The organism is Streptomyces siamensis, from assembly GCF_039543605.1.
Classification (GTDB): Bacteria; Actinomycetota; Actinomycetes; order Streptomycetales; family Streptomycetaceae; genus Streptomyces; species Streptomyces siamensis.
Genome location: NZ_BAABKB010000043.1, coordinates 88,438 through 112,426, shown reverse-complemented (window position 1 = coordinate 112,426; position 23,989 = coordinate 88,438). Strand labels below are relative to the sequence as shown.

Genomic DNA, 23,989 nt, shown 5'->3' with positions numbered 1-23,989 from the left:
AGATCATGCTGCGGGCCCTTCGGCGTATCCGTGCCCGGGAGGCTCCTGAGGCGCTCAGAAAGCCGCCGGGGTGGCCGGAACACCATGGTTCCGGCCACCCCGGCGGCACGTTTCTGCTGAGTGGTGCGAAGGGCTCAGGCCTCTTCGTGGGTGACGGCGCGACGCGCGTCCGCGTCGAGGACACCCCAGCTGATCAGCTGCTCGGTGAGGACCGAGGGCGACTGGTCGTAGATGACCGCGAGGGTGCGCAGGTCGTCCTGGCGGATCGACAGCACCTTGCCGTTGTAGTCACCGCGCTGCGACTGGATCGTGGCCGCGTACCGCTGGAGAGGACCTGCCTTCTCCGCCGGGACGTGGGCAAGACGCTCCAGGTCGAGGACGAGCTTCGGCGGCGGCTCGGCGGCTCCGCCCGGCGTGGTGCCCGGCAGCAGCTCCTGCACCGGCACTCCGTAGAAGTCCGCCAGCTCCGCGAGGCGCTGCACGGTGACCGCGCGGTCTCCGCGCTCGTACGATCCGACCACGACCGCCTTCCAACGACCCTGGGACTTCTCCTCGACGCCGTGGAGGGAAAGGCCCTGCTGGGTGCGGATGGCGCGGAGCTTGGCCCCGAGCTGTTTGGCGTATTCGCTGGACATATAGCTCCCCGGACGCTGTATCAACGTGCGGCTCCGCCGCGCGGCTGGTGACTCTGGTGACTCACTGTGAGGTTACGCAGCGTTACTCTTCCCCGTCAAGCCGAACGGTTCGCACCGACCCTTCCGTGGGAGTCACGCGCGGTGGCTCAAAGGGATGTGATCAGGGGCGTTGCCGGGCTGGTAAGGTCGATGGCGCAATTCCGACGTCCTTTAATGATCCGTCCCGTGAGGCGGAGAAGGAGGTCCGTTTCGTATGGACACAGAGCAGGACAAGCAGCAGCACGAGTCCGATGCCCGGCCCGTTCTCGAGGGCCCCGACATCGCGCGGGTGCTGACCCGCATCGCCCACGAGATCGTCGAGCGCGCCAAGGGCGCCGACGACGTGGTGCTCCTCGGCATTCCGACCCGAGGCGTCTTCCTGGCCCGCAGGCTCGCGGCCAAGCTCGAAGAGATCACCGGCCGAAAGATCCCGGTCGGCTCCCTCGACATCACCATGTACCGCGACGACCTGCGCATGCACCCGCCGCGCGCGCTGGCCCGCACCGAGATCCCCGGTGACGGCATCGACGGCCGCCTGGTCGTCCTCGTCGACGACGTGCTCTTCTCCGGCCGCACCATCCGCGCCGCGCTCGACGCGTTGAACGACATCGGCCGTCCGCGCGCCGTGCAGCTCGCCGTCCTCGTCGACCGCGGCCACCGCGAACTGCCCATCCGCGCCGACTACGTCGGCAAGAACCTCCCCACGTCGTTGCGGGAGGCGGTCAAGGTCCAGCTCGCCGAGGAGGACGGTCGCGACACCGTGCTGCTCGGCGCCAAGCGGACCGCCCCGGGCGAGCGGCAGTAGCACTCCGCCGTACGGCACCGCCGTACGCCCCACGAGTGCCCTGCGCGCCCCCGCATGCCCGAATCCTCCTGAACTGCCTTACGGAGCCTGACAGATGCAGCGTCATCTCATCTCGGCCGCCGACCTCACCCGCGACGACGCCGTCCTGATCCTCGACACCGCCGAGGAGATGGCCCGGGTCGCCGACCGGCCGATCAAGAAGCTGCCGACCCTGCGCGGCCGCACCGTCGTGAACCTCTTCTTCGAGGACTCGACCCGGACCCGGATCTCCTTCGAGGCCGCCGAGAAGCGCCTCTCGGCGGACGTCATCAACTTCACCGCCAAGGGGTCGAGCGTCTCCAAGGGCGAGTCCCTCAAGGACACCGCCCAGACCCTCGAAGCCATGGGCGTCGACGCCGTCGTCATCCGGCACGGCGCCTCCGGAGCCCCCTACCGGCTGGCCACCTCCGGCTGGATCGACGCCGCCGTCATCAACGCCGGCGACGGCACCCACCAGCACCCCACGCAGGCCCTGCTCGACGCCTTCACCATGCGGCGCCGCCTCGTCGGCCGTGACGCCGGCATCGGCCAGGACCTGTCCGGCAAGCGCATCACGATCGTCGGCGACGTCCTGCACAGCCGCGTCGCCCGCTCCAACGTCGACCTGCTGCACACCCTCGGCGCCGAGGTCACCCTCGTCGCCCCGCCGACCCTGGTGCCCGTCGGCGTCGGGTCCTGGCCGTGCGAGATCTCGTACGACCTCGACAGCACCCTGTCCAAGTCCGACGCCGTGATGATGCTGCGCGTCCAGCGCGAGCGGATGAACGCGGCGTTCTTCCCGACCGAGCGCGAGTACTCGCGGCGCTACGGCCTCGACGGCGACCGCATGGCGCGGATGCCCGAGCACGCCATCGTGATGCACCCCGGCCCGATGGTCCGCGGTATGGAGATCACCGCCGAGGTCGCCGACTCCGACCGCTGCACCGTCGTCGAGCAGGTCGCCAACGGCGTCTCCATCCGGATGGCCGTCCTGTACCTGCTGCTCGGCGGCAACGAGCCCGCCGTCACCCACGCCCGCACCCTCGAGGAGAAGTAAGACAGATGAGCAAGATCCTGATCCGTGGTGCGAAGGTGCTCGGCGGCGAGCCGCAGGACGTGCTGATCGACGGCGAGGTCGTCGAGGCCGTGGGCACCGGGCTGTCCGCCGACGGCGCCGAGGTCGTCGAGGCCGACGGCAAGGTGCTCCTTCCGGGACTCGTCGACCTGCACACCCACCTGCGCGAGCCGGGCCGCGAGGACTCCGAGACCGTGCTCACCGGAACCCGCGCCGCGGCCTGTGGTGGCTACACCGCCGTCTTCGCCATGGCCAACACCTTCCCCGTCGCCGACACCGCCGGCGTCGTCGAGCAGGTCTACCGGCTCGGGCAGGAGCACGGCTACTGCGACGTGCAGCCCATCGGCGCCGTCACCGTCGGCCTGGAGGGCAAGAAGCTCGCCGAGCTGGGCGCCATGCACGAGTCCGCGGCCGGCGTGACCGTGTTCTCCGACGACGGCAAGTGCGTGGACGACGCGGTGATCATGCGCCGCGCGCTGGAGTACGTGAAGGCATTCGGCGGCGTCGTCGCCCAGCACGCCCAGGAGCCCCGCCTCACCGAGGGCGCCCAGATGAACGAGGGCGTCGTCTCGGCCGAGCTGGGCCTCGGCGGGTGGCCGGCGGTGGCCGAGGAGTCGATCATCGCCCGGGACGTCCTGCTCGCCGAGCACGTCGGCTCGCGCGTCCACATCTGCCACCTCTCGACCGCCGGGTCCGTCGAGATCGTCCGCTGGGCCAAGTCCCGCGGCATCGACGTCACCGCCGAGGTGACCCCGCACCACCTCCTGCTCACCGACGAGCTGGTGCGCACCTACAACCCGGTCTACAAGGTCAACCCGCCGCTGCGCACCGAGCGCGACGTCATGGCCCTGCGCGAGGCCCTCGCCGACGGCACGATCGACATCGTCGCCACCGACCACGCGCCGCACCCGCACGAGGACAAGGACTGCGAGTGGGCCGCGGCGGCGATGGGCATGGTCGGCCTGGAGACCGCCCTGTCCGTCGTCCAGCAGACGATGGTGGAGACCGGGCTGCTCGACTGGGCCGGTGTCGCCGACCGCATGTCCGTCAAGCCCGCGCTGATCGGCCGGGCCGCCGGTCACGGACGTCCCGTCTCGGCTGGTGAGCCCGCGAACCTCACGCTGGTGGACACGGCATACCGTGGGGCCGTGGACCCCGCGGGCTTCGCCTCGCGCAGCCGCAACACCCCCTACGAGGGCCGCGAGCTGCCGGGCCGGGTCACGCACACCTGGCTGCGGGGCAAGGCCACCCTCGTCGACGGGAAGCTCGCGTGACACCTCTCATCTCGATGGCCGCCGAACAGAAGTCGGCGGAAGTGACCGACTGGGCCGCCCGGATCGGCTGGCTCGTGGGCCTCGCCCTGTTCGTCGCACTCGTCTACTGGCTGATGCGCGAGGGCTGGAAGTGGCGCGGCACCCTCCAGGGAGACCTGCCCGAGCTGCCCACCCGTCCGTCGGCCGGCACCCTCGACGCGGCCGGTCAGCCGCAGGCGCCTGGAGTGCCGGAACACCCCGGCCCGGCCAGACTGAGCATGAGCGGCCGCTACCACGGATCCACCACCGCCGGGCAGTGGCTCGACCGGATCGTGGCGCACGGCCTGGGCACCCGCAGCCGGGTCGAGCTCACCCTGACGGACGAGGGACTGGACGTCGTGCGCCCCGGCGCCACCGACTTCTTCGTCCCGGCCGCCGCGCTGCGCGAGGCCCGGCTCGACAAGGGCATCGCGGGCAAGGTCCTCACCGAGGGCGGGCTGCTGGTCGTCACCTGGGCGCACGGCGAGAGGCTGATCGACTCCGGCATCCGTTCGGACCGCTCGGCCGAGCACGGCGACTGGGTCGACGCAATCAACTCCATGATCAACAAGACGGAAACGGAAGGCGCACGATGACGACCTCCACAAGGGGAGCCTCGAAGGTTCCCGCGGTACTCGTCCTGGAGGACGGCCGGATCTTCCGCGGCCGTGCCTACGGGGCCGTGGGGGAGACCTTCGGCGAAGCGGTGTTCTCCACCGGCATGACCGGCTACCAGGAGACCCTCACCGACCCGTCGTACCACCGCCAGGTCGTGGTGATGACCGCCCCGCACGTCGGCAACACCGGCGTCAACGACGAGGACCCCGAGTCGCAGCGCATCTGGGTCTCCGGCTATGTCGTACGCGACCCCGCGCGCGTGCCCTCCAACTGGCGGGCCAAGCGCTCGCTGGACGAGGAGCTGCGCCACCAGGGCGTCGTCGGCATCAGCGGGATCGACACCCGCGCCCTCACCCGCCACCTGCGCGAGCGCGGCGCCATGCGCGTCGGCATCTTCTCCGGCAACGCCCTGCCCGACGAGGGCACCATGCTCGCCGAGGTGCGCCAGGCGCCCGAGATGAAGGGCGCGAACCTCTCCGCCGAGGTCGCCACCAAGGAGACGTACGTCGTCCCCGCGATCGGCGAGAAGAAGTTCACCGTCGCCGCGGTCGACCTGGGCATCAAGGGCATGACCCCGCAGCGGATGGCCGAGCGCGGCATCGAGGTGCACGTCCTGCCCGCGACCGCCACGGCCGAGGACGTCTTCGCCGTGAACCCCGACGGCGTGTTCTTCTCCAACGGTCCGGGCGACCCGGCCACCGCCGACGGCCCGGTCGCGGTCATGCAGGCGGTGCTGGAGCGCAGGACCCCGCTCTTCGGCATCTGCTTCGGCAACCAGATCCTGGGCCGTGCGCTCGGCTTCGGCACCTACAAGCTGAAGTACGGCCACCGCGGCATCAACCAGCCGGTGCAGGACCGCACGACCGGCAAGGTCGAGGTCACCGCGCACAACCACGGCTTCGCCGTCGACGCCCCGCTCGACAAGGTGTCCGACACCCCCTACGGCCGCGCCGAGGTCTCCCACGTCTGCCTCAACGACAACGTGGTGGAGGGCCTCCAGCTGCTCGACCAGCCGGCCTTCAGCGTCCAGTACCACCCCGAAGCGGCAGCCGGCCCGCACGACGCCGCCTACCTGTTCGACCGCTTCGTATCCCTGATGGAGGGCCAGCGTGCCTAAGCGCACCGATATCCAGTCCGTCCTGGTCATCGGCTCCGGCCCGATCGTCATCGGCCAGGCCGCCGAGTTCGACTACTCCGGCACCCAGGCCTGCCGGGTCCTGAAGTCCGAGGGCCTGCGGGTCATCCTCGTGAACTCCAACCCGGCGACGATCATGACCGACCCGGAGATCGCCGACGCCACCTACGTCGAGCCGATCACCCCGGAGTTCGTCGAGAAGATCATCGCCAAGGAGCGCCCCGACGCGCTGCTGCCCACCCTCGGTGGTCAGACGGCGCTCAACACCGCGATCTCGATGCACGAGCAGGGTGTGCTCGCGAAGTACGGCGTCGAGCTCATCGGCGCCAACGTCGAGGCGATCAACAAGGGCGAGGACCGCGACCTCTTCAAGGGCGTCGTGGAGGCCGTGCGCGAGAAGATCGGCCACGGCGAGTCCGCCCGGTCCGTCATCTGCCACTCCATGGACGACGTCCTGGCGGGCGTCGAGACGCTCGGCGGGTACCCCGTCGTCGTCCGCCCCTCCTTCACCATGGGCGGCGCCGGCTCCGGCTTCGCCCACGACGAGGAGGAACTGCGCCGCATCGCCGGCCAGGGCCTCACGCTCTCCCCGACCACCGAGGTGCTCCTGGAGGAGTCCATCCTCGGCTGGAAGGAGTACGAGCTGGAGCTGATGCGCGACAAGAACGACAACGTCGTGGTCGTCTGCTCCATCGAGAACTTCGACCCGATGGGCGTGCACACCGGCGACTCCATCACCGTCGCGCCGGCGATGACGCTGACCGACCGCGAGTACCAGCGGCTGCGCGACATCGGCATCGCGATCATCCGCGAGGTCGGCGTCGACACCGGCGGCTGCAACATCCAGTTCGCGGTCAACCCCGACGACGGCCGCATCATCGTCATCGAGATGAACCCGCGCGTCTCGCGCTCCTCGGCGCTGGCCTCCAAGGCGACCGGCTTCCCGATCGCCAAGATCGCGGCCAAGCTCGCCGTCGGCTACACGCTCGACGAGATCCCGAACGACATCACCGAGAAGACCCCGGCGTCCTTCGAGCCGACCCTCGACTACGTCGTCGTGAAGGCCCCGCGTTTCGCCTTCGAGAAGTTCCCCTCCGCCGACTCCACGCTGACCACGACCATGAAGTCGGTCGGCGAGGCCATGGCGATCGGCCGCAACTTCACCGAGGCGCTCCAGAAGGCGCTGCGCTCCCTGGAGAAGAAGGGCAGCCAGTTCACCTTCGTCGGTGAGCCCGGCGACAAGGCCGAGCTGCTGCGCGAGGCCGTCCGGCCCACCGACGGGCGCATCAACTCCGTCATGCAGGCCGTCCGCGCGGGCGCCACGCCCGAGGAGGTCTTCGAGGCGACGAAGATCGACCCCTGGTTCGTCGACCAGCTCTTCCTGATCAAGGAGCTCGCGGACGAGCTGGCCGCCGCCGAGAAGCTGGACCCGGAGCTGCTCGCCGAGGCCAAGCGGCACGGCTTCTCCGACGCCCAGATCGCCGAGATCCGCGGGCTGCGCGAGGACGTCGTCCGTGAGGTGCGGCACGCGCTCGGCGTGCGCCCGGTGTACAAGACGGTGGACACCTGCGCCGCCGAGTTCGCCGCGAAGACGCCGTACTTCTACTCCTCCTACGACGAGGAGACGGAGGTCGCCCCGCGCGAGAAGCCCGCGGTGATCATCCTGGGCTCCGGCCCGAACCGCATCGGCCAGGGCATCGAGTTCGACTACTCCTGCGTCCACGCCTCCTTCGCGCTCAGCGACGCCGGCTACGAGACCGTGATGGTCAACTGCAACCCGGAGACCGTGTCGACCGACTACGACACCTCCGACCGTCTGTACTTCGAGCCGCTGACCCTCGAGGACGTCCTGGAGATCGTCCACGCGGAGTCGCTGGCCGGCCCGATCGCGGGTGTGGTCGTGCAGCTCGGCGGCCAGACCCCGCTGGGCCTGTCGCAGGCGCTCAAGGACAACGGCGTGCCGGTCGTCGGCACGTCCCCCGAGGCGATCCACGCCGCCGAGGACCGCGGCGCCTTCGGCCGCGTCCTCGCCGAGGCGGGCCTGCCGGCCCCCAAGCACGGCACGGCCACCACCTTCGCCGAGGCCAAGGCCATCGCCGACGAGATCGGCTACCCGGTCCTGGTGCGCCCCTCGTACGTCCTCGGCGGGCGCGGCATGGAGATCGTCTACGACGAGACCCGGCTGTCGTCCTACATCGCCGAGTCCACCGAGATCAGCCCCTCCCGGCCGGTCCTGGTCGACCGCTTCCTCGACGACGCGATCGAGATCGACGTCGACGCGCTCTACGACGGCGAGGAGCTCTACCTCGGCGGCGTCATGGAGCACATCGAGGAGGCCGGCATCCACTCCGGCGACTCGGCGTGCGCCCTGCCCCCGATCACGCTCGGCGGCTTCGACATCAAGCGCTTGCGGGCCTCCACGGAGGCCATCGCGAAGGGCGTCGGCGTCCGCGGTCTGATCAACATCCAGTTCGCGATGGCCGGCGACATCCTCTACGTCCTCGAGGCCAACCCGCGCGCCTCGCGTACCGTCCCCTTCACGTCGAAGGCGACCGCGGTGCCGCTGGCGAAGGCCGCCGCCCGCATCTCGCTCGGCGCGACCGTCGCCGAGTTGCGGGCCGAGGGCCTGCTGCCCGCGAACGGCGACGGCGGCACCCTGCCGCTCGACGCGCCGATCTCCGTCAAGGAGGCCGTCATGCCGTGGTCGCGCTTCCGCGACATCCACGGGCGCGGCGTCGACACGGTGCTCGGCCCGGAGATGCGCTCCACCGGTGAGGTCATGGGCATCGACTCGGTGTTCGGCACGGCCTACGCCAAGTCGCAGGCGGGCGCGTACGGTCCGCTGCCGACCAAGGGCCGCGCCTTCATCTCGGTCGCCAACCGCGACAAGCGCTCGATGATCTTCCCGGCGCGTGAGCTCGTCGCCCACGGCTTCGAGCTGCTCGCGACGTCCGGCACCGCCGAGGTCCTCAAGCGCAACGGCATCAACGCCACGATCGTGCGCAAGCAGAGCGAGGGCGAGGGCCCGAACGGCGAGAAGACCATCGTCCAGCTGATCCACGACGGCCAGGTCGACCTCATCGTCAACACGCCGTACGGCACCGGCGGCCGCCTCGACGGCTACGACATCCGTACGGCCGCGGTGGCCCGCTCCGTGCCCTGCCTCACCACGGTCCAGGCGCTCGCCGCCGCCGTCCAGGGGATCGACGCGCTCAACCACGGCGACGTGGGCGTGCGCTCGCTCCAGGAACACGCCGAGCATCTGATCGCGGCCCGCGACTAGCAGCCCCGAGGGGGACACCGGAAACGGTGTCCCCCTCTTCATGAGGCTCCTCAGGAGGTACCGGTCCACGGGTCTCACGAGGACACGTCTGACGAGGACACAGAGATGTACAAGCTTTTCTTCCGCCTGGTTTTCAAACGGATGGACCCCGAGCAGGCCCACCACCTCGCCTTCCGCTGGATCCGTCTGGCCGCCCGCGTCCCCGTGCTGCGGACGTTCGTCGCTGCGGCGCTGGCGCCCCGCCACGAGGAACTGCGCACGGAGGCGTTCGGCCTGCGCATGCACGGCCCCTTCGGGCTGGCGGCCGGCTTTGACAAGAACGCCGTCGCCATCGACGGCATGTCGATGCTGGGCTTCGACCACATCGAGATCGGCACCGTGACGGGGGAGCCGCAGCCCGGCAACCCCAAGAAGCGGCTGTTCCGCCTCGTCGAGGACCGGGCACTGATCAACCGCATGGGGTTCAACAACGAGGGCTCCGCGGCCGTCTCCGAGCGCCTGGCCGCCCGCACGCCCGTCTTCAGGACGGTCGTCGGCGTCAACATCGGCAAGACCAAGGTCGTCCCCGAGGAGGAGGCCGTCGGCGACTACGTGAAGTCGACCGAGCGACTTGCCCGGCACGCCGACTACCTCGTCGTCAACGTCAGCTCCCCGAACACACCCGGTCTGCGCAACCTCCAGGCGACCGAGGCGCTGCGCCCGCTGCTGAGCGCCGTGCGCGAGGCCGCCGACCGCTCGGTCACCGGCCGCCGCGTGCCGCTCCTGGTCAAGATCGCTCCCGACCTCGCCGACGAGGACGTCGACGCGGTCGCCGACCTCGCCGTGGAGCTCGGACTCGACGGCATCATCGCGACCAACACCACCATCGCGCGCGAGGGCCTCGGCCTGAGGTCCGAAGCCTCCCTGGTCAAGGAGACCGGCGGCCTCTCCGGCGCGCCCCTGAAGGCGCGCTCCCTGGAGGTCCTGCGCCGCCTCTACGCGCGCGTGGGCGACCGGATCACCCTGGTGGGCGTCGGCGGCATCGAGAACGCCGAGGACGCCTGGCAGCGCATCCTGGCCGGCGCCACGCTGGTCCAGGGCTACAGCGCCTTCATCTACGAGGGTCCCTTCTGGGGCCGCGCCATCCACAAGGGGCTCGCCGCGCGCCTCCGTACGAGCCCGTACGCCACCCTCGCCGACGCGGTCGGCGCCGACGTGAGGAAGTCCGCATGAGCCTGGAACCCTTCGGCGCACGACTGCGCCGCGCGATGGACGAGCGCGGGCCCCTGTGCGTGGGCATCGACCCGCACGCGTCCCTGCTCACCGACTGGGGCCTCGGCGACGACATCGCGGGCCTGGAGCGCTTCAGCCGCACCGTCGTGGAGGCGCTGGCCGACCGGGTGGCGGTCCTCAAGCCGCAGAGCGCGTTCTTCGAGCGCTTCGGCTCACGCGGGATCGCGGTGCTGGAGAAGTCGGTCGAGGAGGCCCGCGCGGCCGGTGCCCTGGTGGTCATGGACGCCAAGCGCGGCGACATCGGCTCGACCATGGCCGCGTACGCGGAGACCTTCCTGCGCAAGGACGCGCCGCTCTTCTCGGACGCGCTGACCGTCTCGCCGTACCTCGGCTACGGCTCGCTGAAGCCCGCCGTGGAACTGGCCCGCGAGAGCGGCGCCGGACTCTTCGTGCTCGCGCTGACGTCCAACCCGGAGGGCGGTGAGGTCCAGCACGCCGTCCGTGCCGACGGCCGGAACGTCGGGGCGACCGTGCTCGGGCACCTGGCCGCCGAGAACGCGGGGGAGTCGCCGCTCGGCTCCTTCGGCGCCGTGGTCGGTGCCACGCTCGGTGATCTGTCCTCCTACGACCTCGACATCAACGGCCCCCTCCTCGCGCCCGGGATCGGCGCCCAGGGGGCGACGGCGGGCGATCTGGCGGGTGTCTTCGGAGCGGCCGTGCGCAACGTCGTCCCGAACGTGAGCCGGGGTGTTCTGCGTCACGGTCCCGACGTCGTCGCGCTGCGGGAGGCCGCGGAGCGTTTCGCGGAGGAGATCAGGGCCGCCGTCGAGGCCGCCTGAGGGCCTTCGCCCGCCGCTCGCCGGACCGCCGGGACGGTCCGGCGAGCACTTCGACCGTCGATCCGCAGTCCTCCGATGAGTGTCCGCGGAGCGCCTTGAGTCTGAATACATTCTCAAATCCGGGGCAGTATGTCGGAAATGTCTGGCTCCAGGGAGGCTGACCAGGACTTTTCCGCTGTTCTCGCTGACTCTGGCGCGCTTGCCCGCTAGTCTCCGTCGAGTGGGGGCACCTCCCACGCTTCAAGGCAGTGGGGGAGCGTGTTGCTCGTAGCTCCCCAGGTGTGGGGCGACTAGGTTCCTCACCGGTCCGTATCCGACAGTTCGACATCCGAGGTGACGTAGGCGTGGCTCTTCCGCCCCTTACCCCTGAACAGCGCGCAGCCGCGCTCGAAAAGGCCGCCGCGGCTCGCCGGGAGCGGGCCGAGGTCAAGAATCGACTCAAGCACTCCGGCGCCTCCCTTCACGAGGTCATCAAGCAGGGCCAGGAGAACGACGTCATCGGCAAGATGAAGGTCTCCGCCCTTCTTGAGTCCCTGCCGGGCGTGGGCAAGGTCCGCGCCAAGCAGATCATGGAGCGACTCGGGATCTCCGAGAGCCGCCGCGTGCGTGGCCTCGGCTCGAACCAGATCGCCTCCCTGGAGCGCGAGTTCGGCGGCTCCGGCGCCTGAGTCCTGGGCACTCCGGGATTGCTGGAATAATCGCTGCATGAGTGAACGTCCGCGGCTGACCGTGCTCTCCGGCCCCTCCGGGGTCGGCAAGAGCACGGTCGTCGCCCATATGCGCAAGGAACACCCCGAGGTCTGGCTCTCCGTGTCGGCGACGACACGCAAGCCGCGCCCCGGTGAGAAGCACGGAGTCCACTACTTCTTCGTCTCCGACGAGGAGATGGACAAGCTCATCGCCAACGGTGAGCTGCTGGAGTGGGCCGAATTCGCCGGCAATCGCTACGGGACGCCCCGCGCGGCCGTCCTGGAGCACCTGGAGGCCGGTGTGCCGGTCCTCCTGGAGATCGACCTCCAGGGCGCACGTCAGGTTCGCGAGTCCATGCCGGAGGCTCTGCTCGTGTTCCTGGCTCCGCCCTCCTGGGAGGAGCTGGTGCGCAGGCTCACCGGGCGGGGCACGGAACCGCCCGAGGTGATCGAGCGCCGCCTGGAAGCGGCCAAGATCGAGCTGGCGGCCGAGCCGGAGTTCGATGTCACCCTGGTCAACACCTCCGTCGAGGACGTGGCGCGCGAGCTGCTAGCCTTGATGGACGTTGTGTGATCTTCACTGATCAATCCCACCTTTCGGAAGGCAGAGCGTGTCCTCTTCCATCACCGCGCCCGAGGGCATCATCAACCCTCCGATCGACGAGCTCCTTGAGGCCACCGACTCGAAGTACAGCCTCGTGATCTACGCGGCCAAGCGTGCCCGCCAGATCAACGCGTACTACTCGCAGCTCGGCGAGGGTCTCCTCGAGTACGTCGGTCCGCTCGTCGACACCCACGTCCACGAGAAGCCGCTCTCGATCTCCCTGCGCGAGATCAACGCGGGTCTGCTGACCTCCGAGGCCATCGAGGGCCCGGCGTAGTCGGCAATCTCACACCGTAAGTGGCATCTGCAGACCGCAGAAGTCTTTTCCACAGGCCCGGCAGCGCGACTGTCGGGCCTGTGGTGTGTCATGGGGTTGTACGCAGTCGAGTGTGGGGAGGCCCGGTGGACAAGCCGAAGGTCGTTCTGGGGGTCAGCGGCGGCATCGCCGCCTACAAGGCGTGTGAGCTGCTGCGACGGCTGACGGAGTCCGGTCATGACGTACGCGTCGTGCCCACCGCGTCCGCGCTGCACTTCGTCGGCGCCGCCACCTGGTCCGCCCTCTCCGGCCACCCCGTGTCCACCGAGGTCTGGTCGGACGTCCACGAGGTCCCGCACGTCCGCATCGGACAGCAGGCCGACCTCGTCGTGGTGGCCCCCGCGACGGCCGACACGCTCGCCAAGGCCGCCCACGGCCTGGCCGACGACCTCCTGACCAACACCCTGCTCACCGCACGCTGCCCGGTCGTCTTCGCGCCCGCCATGCACACGGAGATGTGGGAACACCCCGCCACCCAGGAGAACGTGGCGACGCTCCGCCGCCGCGGCGCCGTCGTCATCGAACCCGCGGTCGGGCGGCTGACCGGCGTCGACACCGGCAAGGGGCGACTGCCCGAGCCCGCGGAGATCTTCGAGGTCTGCCGCCGGGTGCTGGCCCGCGGCGTGACCGAGCCCGACCTCGCCGGACGGCATGTCGTCGTCAGCGCGGGCGGCACCCGCGAACCCCTCGACCCGGTCCGCTTCCTCGGCAACCGCTCCTCCGGCAAGCAGGGGTACGCCCTCGCCCGCACCGCCGCCGCGCGCGGAGCCCGGGTCACCCTGATCGCCGCGAACACCGGCATGCCGGACCCCGCGGGCGTGGACGTCGTCCAGGTCGGCACCGCCGTACAGCTGCGCGAGGCGGTGCTGAAGGCGGCCCCGGACGCCGATGTCGTCGTGATGGCGGCGGCGGTCGCCGACTTCCGCCCCGCCGCGTACGCGGCGGGGAAGATCAAGAAGGAGGACGGCCAGGAGCCCGAGCCCGTCGCCCTGGTCCGCAACCCCGACATCCTCGCGGAGATCTCGGCCACGCGGGCGCGCCCCGGCCAGGTCGTGGTCGGCTTCGCCGCCGAGACGGACGACGTCCTCGCGAACGGCCGGAAGAAGCTGGAGCGCAAGGGCTGCGACTTCCTCGTGGTGAACGAGGTGGGCGAGCGCAAGACCTTCGGCTCCGAGGAGAACGAGGCCGTCGTGCTCGGAGCCGACGGCAGCGAGATCCCGGTGGCCCACGGGCCCAAGGAAGCGCTGGCCGATACCGTGTGGGACCTCGTGACGCGCCGATTGGAGTAGCTTTCTCACCCGTCCCGGCAGATGCCTCCCGGCGCGCAAAAACAGGTGCGGTGGCCCTGGCGGAGGCGAATCGCCATGGCGCAGAATGCCCGTGCCGCAGGTCACAGCGCTTCCGACAAGCGAGACAGGGGGACCTGCCGGTGGGCACGACAGATAAACTGTTCTCGGACGACGCCGGGCGCAGCCCCCGTCCCGTCCACCAATGATCAGCCAGCAGCCGCTGCAACCACAGGGAGCGTTGTGTCCCGTCGCCTGTTCACCTCGGAGTCCGTGACCGAAGGTCACCCCGACAAGATCGCTGACCAGATCAGCGACACCATTCTCGATGCGCTCCTGCGCGAGGACCCCACGTCCCGCGTCGCCGTGGAGACGCTGATCACGACCGGCCTGGTGCACGTGGCCGGCGAGGTCACGACCAAGGCGTACGCGCCGATCGCGCAGCTGGTGCGCGACAAGATCCTCGAGATCGGCTACGACTCGTCCAAGAAGGGCTTCGACGGAGCCTCCTGCGGCGTCTCGGTGTCGATCGGCTCGCAGTCCCCGGACATCGCGCAGGGTGTCGACACGGCGTACGAGTCCCGGGTCGAGGGCGACGAGGACGAGCTGGACAAGCAGGGCGCCGGCGACCAGGGCCTGATGTTCGGTTACGCGACCGACGAGACGCCGAACCTGATGCCGCTGCCGATCCACCTGGCGCACCGGCTCTCGCGGCGCCTGTCCGAGGTCCGCAAGAACGGCACCATCCCCTACCTCCGCCCCGACGGCAAGACCCAGGTCACCATCGAGTACGACGGCGACAAGGCGGTCCGCCTGGACACGGTCGTCGTCTCCTCGCAGCACGCGAGCGACATCGACCTGGACTCGCTCCTGGCTCCCGACATCCGCGAGTTCGTGGTCGAGCCGGAGCTGAAGGCGCTGCTGGACGACGGCATCAAGCTGGAGACCGAGGGCTACCGCCTGCTGGTCAACCCGACCGGCCGCTTCGAGATCGGCGGCCCGATGGGTGACGCCGGCCTCACCGGCCGCAAGATCATCATCGACACGTACGGCGGCATGGCCCGCCACGGCGGCGGCGCCTTCTCCGGCAAGGACCCGTCCAAGGTCGACCGCTCCGCCGCCTACGCCATGCGCTGGGTCGCGAAGAACGTCGTCGCCGCGGGCCTCGCCTCCCGCTGCGAGGTCCAGGTCGCCTACGCCATCGGCAAGGCCGAGCCCGTCGGCCTCTTCGTCGAGACCTTCGGCACCGCCAAGGTCGAGGCCGAGAAGATCGAGACCGCCATCAGCGAGGTCTTCGACCTCCGCCCGGCGGCCATCATCCGCGACCTCGACCTGCTGCGCCCGATCTACTCGCAGACGGCCGCGTACGGCCACTTCGGGCGCGAGCTCCCCGACTTCACCTGGGAGCGCACGGACCGCGTGGACGCGCTGCGCCGGGCCGCGGGTCTGTAAGGCCCGACCGGTACTGTCACGAGGCCCGGCTGCCCTTCGGGGGAGCCGGGCCTCGGTGTGTGTGAGGGGGACGGTCACCGGACGGCCCGGGCCGCGGGGCTCGGACGCCCGGCCCCCGTGCCGGTCAAGTGCGGGACGCCCGGCCCGCACCGGTGGGGGCCGGGACGACCGTCCCGTGTCAGTGGGGTCTGGTAGGAATGCTGCTGTGAGCAGCGAGAACGGTCAGGGGGAAGGCGGCGCGGAGAGTGCGCCGCCCGAGCAGCTCGCGCTGATCCGGGAGGCCGTGCGCAAGGCCAAGGCGCCGAAGGCCAAGCCCCGTACCTGGCGGGGGGCTGCGCTGGCCAAGGAGCTGCCGGTGGCGCGGGTGCTGGTCGACAAGGGCGTGCTGCATCTCGACCGGTACTTCGACTACGCGGTGCCCGAGGAGCTCGACGAGGCCGCGCAGCCGGGCGTGCGGGTCCGGGTCAGGTTCGGCGCCGGCGGTCGCAATGTGCGCGACGGGCGCCGTGAGGGCGGCGGACTCATCGACGGGTTCGTCGTCGAGCGGATCGCCGAGTCCGACTACAGCGGGCCGCTGGCCGCGCTCGCGCAGGTCGTGTCGCCCGAACCCGTCCTGGACCCCGAACTGCTGGGCCTCGCCCGGGCCGTCGCCGACCGCTACGCCGGCTCCCTCGCCGATGTGCTGCAACTCGCCGTCCCGCCCCGGCACGCGCGGGCCGAGGCCCGGGAGTCCACCCCCGCGCCGCCTCCGCCCCCGGCCCCCGCCCCGGGCACCTGGCAGCGGTACGGCCGGGGGGCGGACTTCCTCGCCTCGCTCGCCTCCGGCGGTGCACCACGGGCCGTGTGGACCGCGCTGCCCGGGCCCCAGTGGGCCGAGGAGATCGCCCGGGCCGTGCAGGCGACGCTGGCCTCCGGGCGCGGGGCACTGGTCGTCGTACCGGCGGGCCGGCCCGCAGCCCGCGTCGACGCCGCCCTGACGGCACTGCTGGGGGAGGGGCAGCACGCCGTGCTGACGGCCGACGCCGGGCAGGAGCGGCGCTACCGCGAATGGCTCGCCGTACGGCGCGGGGCCGTGCGGGCCGTCGTCGGCACCCGCGCCGCCATGTTCGCGCCCGTGCGGAACCTGGGGCTCGTCGTCGTCTGGGACGACGGCGACGCCGGACACAGCGACGACAACGCCCCCTTCCCGCATGTCCGGGAGGTGCTGGAGCTGCGGGCCTCGCGCGACCGGTGCGGCTTCCTGCTGGGCGGCTGGAGCTGCACGGTGGAGGCCGCGCAGCTCGTCGAGAGCGGATGGGCACTGCCGCTGGTCGCGGACCGCGATCAGGTCCGTGCGGCGGCCCCCCTCGTGCGGACCGTCGGCGACGGGGACCTCGCGCGGGACGAGGCGGCCCGCGCGGCCCGGCTGCCCACACTCGCCTGGCAGACCGTCAGGGAGGGCCTGCGGCACGGCCCCGTGCTGGTGCAGGTGCCGCGCCGCGGCTACGTACCCCGGATGGCGTGCGCGCAGTGCCGGGCCCCCGCGCGCTGCCGCCACTGCGCGGGACCGCTCCAGGCGCAGGACGCGGGTGAACTGCGGTGCGAGTGGTGCGGGCGCGGCGAGCCCGCCTGGCACTGTCCCGAATGCGGCGGCTTCCGGCTGCGGGCACAGGTCGTGGGGGCGCGGCGCACCGCCGAGGAGCTGGGGCGGGCCTTCCCGGCCGTCCCGGTCCGTACGTCCGGGCGGGAGCAGGTGCTGGACACCGTCTCCGAGGCGCCCGCCCTGGTCGTGAGCACTCCGGGCGCCGAACCGGTCGCCGAGGGCGGGTACGCGGCCGCGCTGCTCCTGGACGGCTGGGCCATGCTCGGGCGGCCCGATCTGCGGGCCGGGGAGGACGCGTTGCGGCGCTGGCTGGCAGCGGCGGCGCTCGTCCGTCCACAGGGCGCCGGCGGGACCGTGGTGGTCGTCGCCGAACCGACGTTGCGTCCGGTGCAGGCACTGGTCCGCTGGGATCCTGTCGGGCACGCCGTGCGGGAGCTCGCCGAGCGGGCCGAGCTGGGTTTCCCGCCGGTGTCGCGGATGGCCGCGGTGTCCGGTGCGCCACAGGCGCTGGCGGAGTTCCTCGCGGCCGCCCGACTGCCCCATGATTCCCAGGTGTTGGGTCCCGTCCCGGTGCCCGGTACGGAGGCGGGGCGGCCTCGGCGGGCCGGCGGGCCGCCACCCGGGGAGCACTGGGAGCGGGCCCTCGTGCGGGTACCACCGGGGAGCGGAGCCGCGCTCGCGGCCGCGCTGAAGACCGCGCAGGCGGCGCGGTTGGCGCGCGGCGGGAGCGAGCCGATACGGATCCGCATCGATCCGCTCGACATCGGGTGAGTGCCGCTCGGCGCGATGCGTCGGTGGTCGCCGCGGCCGTCCGGGCCGGTGGGGGCTCGTGTCGGTCGTCCGGGCCAGTGGGGGGGTGCTCGTGTCGGTCGTCCGGGTCGGTGGGGGGTGCTCGTGTCGGTCGTCCGGGTCGGTGGGGGGTGCCGGCAACGAGCGTTCCGCTCGGCATGGCACGGGCGCTCGCAACGAGCGTTCCGCTCGGCACGAGGCGGGCATCGGTTGCCGCCGCAGGCCGATTTCAGGTGTGTGGCCGAAGGGTCCGCAGCCCCGCTCGCGTACGGCGAGCCGACTACGGGCGGGGGCCCGGCAGGCCTCGGCGCGGGCGCGGGCATGCGTCTGCCTCCCGGGTCGGCTGTGGACACCGGGAGGCAGAGACGGGCGGATCAGCCGTTGCGCGGGCCCGGGAACGCCGTGGGCCTGACCTCTTCGCGGAGGGTGGGACTCCCCGTCGGCTGGGTCGGCATGGAGCGGGCCGCGGGGACCGTCGGCACCGTGGGGATGCCGGTGTTGACGGCCACCGCCCGGGTGCCCGCCGTCTCCGTGGCGCGCTCCGCCTCCGCGGCGGCCTGGGCGGCGGCGCGGCGGGCGCCGTAACGGCGGTGCACGGCCTGCTTGGTGACCCCGAGGGCCGAGCCGACCGCGTCCCACGAGAAACCGAGTGAGCGGTCGAAGTCCACGGCGGCCGTGACCAGGGTCTCGACGCTGTCCCGCAGCTCCTGCGCGAGACGGACGGTCGGGGCGGGGGCGCGCCCGTAGACGACGAAGCCCGTGGAGGGGCCGGAGCGGCGCGGGCGGTAGACGTTGCCCAACTGGGCGGTGAGCGTGCGCAGTGCGTCCACCTGCCGGCGGACCCGCTCGATGTCCCGCACCAGCAAGTGCAGGCTGGCCCGAGCCTGGGCGTCGTGGGTTGCGTGGTCGGCCATGAACAAGCCTCTCGAAACCGGCGTTGAAAAGGATCGGGCCGCGAATGCGGCCCTTGTGGTCAACTCTTTCTTGACCAACGCGTTTCCGGGTGAGTGGTCACGCTGCGGGCGCGTAAGGGCATATGCACGGGGCGCGTCTTGACGCGTACGCCCCCAGGAGGCGGATGGGGCGGCACGCCGTCCGGCTCTCCTCCTGGGGGCGTACGCGCCCCGCGCGGATACTCCCGAGCCGCGGGCCCCCGTGCCGCATAGACTGGTGCGTTGCCCCGCACGACCCGGTTCGCCGGCCGTCGCGCGAGCCGATACGAACTCCCGCCCGAGAGGCCAGCCGCCACCCATGAAGCTCGTCTTCGCAGGTACCCCCGAGGTCGCCGTTCCCGCCCTGGACGCCCTGATCGCCTCCGGGCGCCACGAGGTGGCCGCCGTCGTCACACGGCCCGACGCCCCGGCCGGACGGGGCCGCCGGCTCGTCGCCAGCCCGGTCGCCCAGCGCGCGGAGGAGGCCGGGATCGAGGTACTGAAGCCGGCCAAGCCGCGTGACGAGGACTTCCTGGCCCGGCTGCGGGAGATCGCTCCGGACTGCTGCCCCGTCGTCGCCTACGGCGCGCTGCTGCCCCGGGTCGCGCTGGACGTCCCCGCGCACGGCTGGGTCAACCTGCACTTCTCACTGCTGCCCGCCTGGCGCGGCGCGGCTCCCGTGCAGCACGCGATCATGGCGGGTGACGAGATCACCGGCGCCTCCACCTTCCTGATCGAGGAGGGCCTCGACTCGGGCCCGGTGTACGGCACCGTCACCGAGGAGATCCGGCACACGGACACCAGCGGGGACCTGCTCACGCGGCTCGCCTTCGCCGGGGCGGGGCTGCTCTCCGCGACGATGGACGGCATCGAGGACGGCACCCTCAAGGCCGTGCCGCAGCCCGCCGACGGCGTCACCACGGCGCCGAAGATCACCGTCGAGCTCGCCCACGTCGACTGGTCCGCCCCGGCGCTCCGCGTCGACCGGCTGGTGCGGGGCTGCACCCCCGCGCCGGGCGCGTGGACCGTCTTCCGCGGCGAGCGGCTCAAGCTCATCCAGGTCGCCCCGCTCCCGGACCACAGCGACCTCGCCCCGGGCGAGCTGGCCGTCGGCAAGAACAACGTGTACGCGGGGACGGGTTCGTACGCCGTGGAGCTGCTCTGGGTCCAGGCCCAGGGCAAGAAGCCGATGCGCGCAGCGGACTGGGCGCGCGGCGTGCGCATCCCCTCCGGGGAGCGGCTCGGCGTCTGACGACGACGTCCCCGCGGACCGGGTGCGCGCAGGCGGGCGCACCCGGCCCGCGGGGTCGGCCGTGCCCGTACGGACGTAGGCTGGACGGGTCGAACCATCCAGGATCCGGAGCACCTTTTTCGTGAGTGAGCAGTCCCGTCGGCCGCGCAAGCCCGGCAAGCCCTACCGCCGTCCCCAGAAGGACCCGGTCCGCATGCTCGCCTTCGAAGCGCTGCGGGCCGTGGACGAGCGTGACGCGTACGCGAACCTCGTCCTGCCGCCGCTGCTGCGCAAGGCCCGCGAGAAGGGCGACTTCGACGGGCGGGACGCTGCACTGGCCACCGAGCTGGTCTACGGAACGCTGCGCAGGCAGGGCACCTACGACGCCGTCATCGCGGCCTGCGTCGACCGGCCGTTGCGTGAGGTCGACCCTCCCGTGCTCGACGTGCTCAGCCTGGGCGTGCACCAGCTGCTCGGGACGCGGATCCCGACGCACGCCGCCGTCTCCTCCGCCGTCGAACTGGCCCGGGTCGTGCTCGGCGACGGGCGTGCCAAGTTCGTGAACGCCGTGCTGCGCAAGGTCGCGCAGCGGGATCTGGACGGCTGGTTGGAGCAGGTCGCACCGCCCTACGACGAGGACCCCGAGGACCATCTCGCCGTCGTGCACTCCCACCCGCGCTGGGTCGTCTCCGCGCTGTGGGACTCGCTCGGCGGCGGCCGTGCCGGAATCGAGGACCTGCTCGAAGCGGACAACGAACGGCCCGAGGTGACGCTCGTCGCCCGCCCCGGCCGTCTCGGCGCCGACGAACTGCTCGACGCGCTCGGCGAGGAGTCCGCGCTCCCCGGCCGCTGGTCGCCGTACGCGGTGCGGCTCACCGAGGGCGGCGAGCCGGGCGCCATCGACGCCGTGCGGGAGGGGCGCGCGGGCGTCCAGGACGAGGGCAGCCAGCTGGTCGCGCTCGCCCTCGCGAACGCGCCGCTGGACGGACCCGACCGGACCTGGCTGGACGGCTGCGCCGGCCCCGGTGGCAAGGCCGCCCTGCTGGCCGGGCTCGCCGCCGAACGCGGCGCGGTGCTGCTGGCCTCCGAGAAGCAGCCGCACCGCGCGGGTCTGGTGGCGAAGGCCCTCGCGGGAAACCCCGGGCCCTACCAGGTCATCGCCGCCGACGGCACCCGGCCGCCGTGGCGGCCCGGTACCTTCGACCGTGTACTCATGGACGTCCCGTGCACCGGTCTGGGCGCGCTGCGCCGCCGTCCCGAGGCCCGCTGGCGGCGTCGCCCCGACGACCTCGACGGTTTCGCCCCCCTCCAGCGTGGGCTGCTGCGGACGGCGCTCGACTCGGTGCGGGTCGGCGGTGTCGTCGGGTACGCGACGTGCTCGCCGCACCTCGCCGAGACCCGCGCGGTCGTCGACGACGTGCTCAAGCACTACGACGCCGGCTCCGCCGAACTGCTCGACGCCCGCCCGTTCCTGCCGGGCGTACCGGCCCTGGGCGACGGCCCCGACGTTCAGCTGTGGCCGCATCTGCACGGCACGGACGCGATGTACCTCGCTCTGATCCGCCGGACCGGGTGAACGCCGGCGGACGCTGACGCCGGTTCACCGCCGGACGGTGGCTCCGGTTCACCGCCGGACGGTGGATCCGGTCCTGCGACGGACGGTGGCTCCGATCCAGCGATGGCCGGTGGCTCCGCTCCAGTGCGGGACGGTGGCTCCGCTCCAGCGCGGGACGGTGCGGGCGGTTCACCGTCTGACGGTGCGCCTGACGGTGACGTCGGATCCCTGCCCGGCGGGGACCCGGCCATGGTCGCCACGGCGCCCGGGCGGGCCGGACGCCGGCCCCTCGGGACGCCGCCGCGCGGCCTACTCCTGCCGTGCCGCCGGCTCCGGGGCCGCGGGGGAGTCCGGTTCCCTACGCGCGGAACCCTCCTCGTGGGCGGGGCGGTGCGGCCACCACACCTTCTCTCCCGCGTCCAGGAACAGGGACGTCACCAGGACCGAGCGCACGACGAAGGTGTCCAGCAGAACACCCAGCGCCACCGCGAAGCCGATCTCCGCGAAGGCGACCATCGGCAGGGTGCCGAGGGCGGCGAACGTGCCGGCCAGGACGAGGCCGGCGGACGTGATGACGGCGCCGGTCGCGGCCAGGCCCGTCACCACACCCGTGCGGGTGCCCTCGCGGGCGGCCTCTTCGCGGATCCGGGTGGTCAGGAAGATGTTGTAGTCGATGCCCAGGGCCACCAGGAACACGAAGACGAAGAGCGGGAAGTCGGTCTGCTCGCCCGCGTAGTCGAAGACGTGCCGGAAGAACAGCGCGCTCGCGCCGAGTGCCGCCGCGAAGGACAGCACGACGGTGCCGATCAGCAGCAGCGGAGCCACCAGAGCGCGCAGCAGGACCCCGAGGATCAGCAACACGACCACCAGGACCGCCGGGATGACCAGCATGTTGTCGTGGGTGGTCGCCTCGTCCATGTCGAGGAGGGACGCGGTGCCGCCGCCGACCTCGGCGTGGGCACCGGGCACCGCGTGCACCGCGTCGCGCACCCGCTCGACGGTCCGTTTCGCGGCGTCGCCGTCGGCCGGGTCGGTCATCGTCGCCTCGAACAACACCTTGCCGTCGTACGAGGGTTTCGTGCCCTCCGGCACGGCGATGCTGTCCGGCACCACGCCCTTGGTGCCGGCCACCGCGGCGCGCACCTGGTCCGCCCGTGCCTGGTCGGCGATGACGACCAGGGGGTCGCCGCTGCCGGCCGGGAAGTACCGCGCGGAGACCTCCTGGCCGGTGATCGAGTCCGGTTTGCCGGTGAACGCGTCCGCGTTGCCGATCCCACCGGCGCGGAGCTGGAGCAGACCGAGCGAGAGGACGGCGAGGGCGAGCGCGGTGGCGACCCACACCACGCGCGGAGCGCGGGCGATGCGCCCGCCCATGCGGGCCCACACGCCGCTCGCGGTCGGGTCGGCCGAGCCGAGGTGCGGGATCGCCGGCCAGAAGATCCAGCGGCCGAAGACGAGCAGCAGGGCCGGGAAGAGGGTCAGCATGGCGAGCAGGGCGATCGCCACGCCGATCGCGGCCACCGGACCGAGGCCGCGCGTCGAGTTCATCTCGGCGGCCAGGAGCACGAGCATGCTGAGGACGACCGTGGCGCCGGAGGCGAGCACGGCGGGGCCCGCGCGGTGCAGGGCGAGCGCCATCGCCTCGTGCCGGTCCTCGTGGCGGCGGAGTTCCTCGCGGTAGCGGGCGACCAGCAGCAGTGCGTAGTCGGTGCCCGCGCCGAAGACGAGGACGGTGAGGATGCCCGCGCTCTGGCCGTTGACGGTCAGTCCCGCGTGTTTCGCGAGGAGGTAGATCAGCGCCTGGGCCGCGAAGAGCGCCGCGACCACACCGATCAGCGGTACGAAGATCAGGGTCGGGCTGCGGTAGGTGAGCAGCAGCATCACGATCACGACGGCCATCGCGGAGAACAGCAGCGTCGAGTCGATGCCCTCGAAGGCCTTGGAGAAGTCGGCGGAGGTGCCTCCCGGGCCCGTGATGTGCACGCTGAGCCCGGCGCCGCTCCGGCCGACCCGGTCGCGCAGCGAGTCGACCGCGGGAGCGATCTCCTCCCAGCCCTTCTCGTCCATCGTGATCGGGACGAAGATCTGGGCGGCCTCGGGTGCGGTCGGCGTGTCGTAGACGGGACCGCGGGTCTCGGCGCCGCGTACGCCGTGGGCGGTGAGCGCCTTGATCTCCCGGGCGTCCTCGGTGATCCGCTGCCGGTCCCGGTCGGTGAGCCCGCCGTCGCGGGCGTAGACGACGACCGCGGGGATCTGTTCGGGCCTGAACCGGTTGGAGGCGTCGAGGACTTGGGTGGACTCGGCGGAGCCGGGCAGCCAGGAGGCCGCGTCGTTGTCCTGCGCGTCGGTGAGCTTCGAGGCGAGCGGTGCCGCGACCACGAGCACCACGAGCCACAGTCCGACGATCAGCCACTTGCTGCGGCGACCGCACACGAAGCCGATGAGTCCCTGGCGCACATGGCGCCCCTGTCCGTCCGTCATGGCCACCCCCGTAGCCCTTTCTGGATCCGGTCGGCGGCCAGCATGGCATGACGGAGGGCCCCGCAACATCCGCCTGAGGGTCCAGGTACGGACCGGGGAGAGCAACCGGCCCGGGGCATGG

At 71.9% G+C, this 23,989-nt stretch carries 19 protein-coding genes; 16 read left to right on the top strand and 3 right to left on the bottom strand.

The window, feature by feature from the left end:
• Positions 1-134 precede the first annotated feature (134 nt).
• Positions 135-635: a transcriptional regulator BldD gene (bldD, locus tag ABEB03_RS39630; RefSeq protein WP_028803692.1), complete on the bottom strand. Its 501-nt coding sequence runs from the start codon at positions 633-635 to the stop codon at positions 135-137.
• Positions 636-888: 253 nt separating this feature from the next.
• Here bldD and pyrR point away from each other — a divergent pair, with 253 nt between their 5' ends.
• From pyrR to ABEB03_RS39560, 14 genes are all read left to right on the top strand, one after another.
• The gene (pyrR, locus tag ABEB03_RS39625) at positions 889-1,479 is read left to right on the top strand and encodes a bifunctional pyr operon transcriptional regulator/uracil phosphoribosyltransferase PyrR (RefSeq protein ID WP_345657822.1); all 591 of its coding nucleotides are present in this window, start codon (positions 889-891) and stop codon (positions 1,477-1,479) included.
• Positions 1,480-1,573: 94 nt separating this feature from the next.
• Positions 1,574-2,554: an aspartate carbamoyltransferase catalytic subunit gene (locus tag ABEB03_RS39620; RefSeq protein ID WP_345657821.1), complete on the top strand. Its 981-nt coding sequence runs from the start codon at positions 1,574-1,576 to the stop codon at positions 2,552-2,554.
• Between the two features lie 5 nt (positions 2,555-2,559).
• A complete protein-coding gene (locus ABEB03_RS39615; protein ID WP_345657820.1) occupies positions 2,560-3,846 on the top strand; it encodes a dihydroorotase in 1,287 nt (428 codons plus the stop codon).
• Positions 3,843-4,460, top strand: a complete 618-nt coding sequence (locus ABEB03_RS39610; RefSeq protein ID WP_345657819.1) for a PH-like domain-containing protein — start codon at positions 3,843-3,845, stop codon at positions 4,458-4,460. The genes ABEB03_RS39615 and ABEB03_RS39610 overlap by 4 nt, the downstream gene beginning before the upstream one ends.
• Positions 4,457-5,599: a glutamine-hydrolyzing carbamoyl-phosphate synthase small subunit gene (gene carA / locus ABEB03_RS39605; protein ID WP_095933026.1), complete on the top strand. Its 1,143-nt coding sequence runs from the start codon at positions 4,457-4,459 to the stop codon at positions 5,597-5,599. Before ABEB03_RS39610 ends, carA begins: the two co-directional genes overlap by 4 nt.
• Positions 5,592-8,900, top strand: a complete 3,309-nt coding sequence (gene carB / locus ABEB03_RS39600) for a carbamoyl-phosphate synthase large subunit (protein ID WP_345657818.1) — start codon at positions 5,592-5,594, stop codon at positions 8,898-8,900. The genes carA and carB overlap by 8 nt, the downstream gene beginning before the upstream one ends.
• Positions 8,901-9,005: 105 nt before the next feature.
• The gene (locus ABEB03_RS39595; RefSeq protein ID WP_345657817.1) at positions 9,006-10,112 is read left to right on the top strand and encodes a quinone-dependent dihydroorotate dehydrogenase; all 1,107 of its coding nucleotides are present in this window, start codon (positions 9,006-9,008) and stop codon (positions 10,110-10,112) included.
• Positions 10,109-10,951: an orotidine-5'-phosphate decarboxylase gene (gene pyrF, locus ABEB03_RS39590; RefSeq protein ID WP_095933023.1), complete on the top strand. Its 843-nt coding sequence runs from the start codon at positions 10,109-10,111 to the stop codon at positions 10,949-10,951. Before ABEB03_RS39595 ends, pyrF begins: the two co-directional genes overlap by 4 nt.
• Before the next feature lie 344 nt (positions 10,952-11,295).
• A complete protein-coding gene (locus ABEB03_RS39585) occupies positions 11,296-11,619 on the top strand; it encodes an integration host factor (RefSeq protein WP_016638838.1) in 324 nt (107 codons plus the stop codon).
• A 37-nt stretch (positions 11,620-11,656) separates the two neighbouring features.
• Positions 11,657-12,214 (top strand): guanylate kinase, encoded by a 558-nt coding sequence (gmk, locus tag ABEB03_RS39580; protein ID WP_028803683.1) that lies wholly within the window; start codon positions 11,657-11,659, stop codon positions 12,212-12,214.
• A 37-nt stretch (positions 12,215-12,251) separates the two neighbouring features.
• Positions 12,252-12,521: a DNA-directed RNA polymerase subunit omega gene (gene rpoZ, locus ABEB03_RS39575; protein ID WP_028803682.1), complete on the top strand. Its 270-nt coding sequence runs from the start codon at positions 12,252-12,254 to the stop codon at positions 12,519-12,521.
• A 125-nt stretch (positions 12,522-12,646) separates the two neighbouring features.
• Complete coding sequence (gene coaBC, locus ABEB03_RS39570; RefSeq protein ID WP_345657816.1) at positions 12,647-13,849, top strand: bifunctional phosphopantothenoylcysteine decarboxylase/phosphopantothenate--cysteine ligase CoaBC; 1,203 nt, start codon at positions 12,647-12,649, stop codon at positions 13,847-13,849.
• A 240-nt stretch (positions 13,850-14,089) separates the two neighbouring features.
• Complete coding sequence (metK, locus tag ABEB03_RS39565; protein ID WP_095933021.1) at positions 14,090-15,298, top strand: methionine adenosyltransferase; 1,209 nt, start codon at positions 14,090-14,092, stop codon at positions 15,296-15,298.
• 205 nt (positions 15,299-15,503) lie between these two features.
• Entirely contained in the window at positions 15,504-17,651 is a 2,148-nt protein-coding gene (locus tag ABEB03_RS39560; protein WP_345657815.1) for a primosomal protein N', read from the top strand.
• Positions 17,652-18,043: 392 nt separating this feature from the next.
• Here the strand turns inward: ABEB03_RS39560 and ABEB03_RS39555 are convergent, their stop codons facing one another.
• A complete protein-coding gene (locus ABEB03_RS39555) occupies positions 18,044-18,583 on the bottom strand; it encodes a hypothetical protein (protein WP_345657813.1) in 540 nt (179 codons plus the stop codon).
• A gap of 337 nt (positions 18,584-18,920) precedes the next feature.
• Here ABEB03_RS39555 and fmt point away from each other — a divergent pair, with 337 nt between their 5' ends.
• Together fmt and ABEB03_RS39545 are read left to right on the top strand one after the other, a co-directional pair.
• Positions 18,921-19,853, top strand: a complete 933-nt coding sequence (gene fmt / locus ABEB03_RS39550; RefSeq protein ID WP_345657811.1) for a methionyl-tRNA formyltransferase — start codon at positions 18,921-18,923, stop codon at positions 19,851-19,853.
• A 121-nt stretch (positions 19,854-19,974) separates the two neighbouring features.
• Positions 19,975-21,408 (top strand): RsmB/NOP family class I SAM-dependent RNA methyltransferase, encoded by a 1,434-nt coding sequence (locus ABEB03_RS39545; RefSeq protein ID WP_345657810.1) that lies wholly within the window; start codon positions 19,975-19,977, stop codon positions 21,406-21,408.
• Between the two features lie 288 nt (positions 21,409-21,696).
• On the opposite strand, the gene ABEB03_RS39540 is transcribed toward ABEB03_RS39545, so the two are convergent.
• Complete coding sequence (locus tag ABEB03_RS39540; RefSeq protein ID WP_345657809.1) at positions 21,697-23,868, bottom strand: MMPL family transporter; 2,172 nt, start codon at positions 23,866-23,868, stop codon at positions 21,697-21,699.
• Positions 23,869-23,989 lie beyond the last annotated feature (121 nt).

Coding starts and splice junctions, on each gene's coding strand:
- ABEB03_RS39615 (WP_345657820.1), top strand. CDS start 2,560: ATGAGCAAGATCCTGATCCGTGGTGCGAAGGTGCTCGGCGGCGAGCCG.
- ABEB03_RS39540 (WP_345657809.1), bottom strand. CDS start 23,868: ATGACGGACGGACAGGGGCGCCATGTGCGCCAGGGACTCATCGGCTTC.
- ABEB03_RS39620 (WP_345657821.1), top strand. CDS start 1,574: ATGCAGCGTCATCTCATCTCGGCCGCCGACCTCACCCGCGACGACGCC.
- fmt (WP_345657811.1), top strand. CDS start 18,921: ATGAAGCTCGTCTTCGCAGGTACCCCCGAGGTCGCCGTTCCCGCCCTG.
- pyrF (WP_095933023.1), top strand. CDS start 10,109: ATGAGCCTGGAACCCTTCGGCGCACGACTGCGCCGCGCGATGGACGAG.
- carA (WP_095933026.1), top strand. CDS start 4,457: ATGACGACCTCCACAAGGGGAGCCTCGAAGGTTCCCGCGGTACTCGTC.
- pyrR (WP_345657822.1), top strand. CDS start 889: ATGGACACAGAGCAGGACAAGCAGCAGCACGAGTCCGATGCCCGGCCC.
- gmk (WP_028803683.1), top strand. CDS start 11,657: ATGAGTGAACGTCCGCGGCTGACCGTGCTCTCCGGCCCCTCCGGGGTC.
- ABEB03_RS39555 (WP_345657813.1), bottom strand. CDS start 18,583: ATGGCCGACCACGCAACCCACGACGCCCAGGCTCGGGCCAGCCTGCAC.
- ABEB03_RS39595 (WP_345657817.1), top strand. CDS start 9,006: ATGTACAAGCTTTTCTTCCGCCTGGTTTTCAAACGGATGGACCCCGAG.
- bldD (WP_028803692.1), bottom strand. CDS start 635: ATGTCCAGCGAATACGCCAAACAGCTCGGGGCCAAGCTCCGCGCCATC.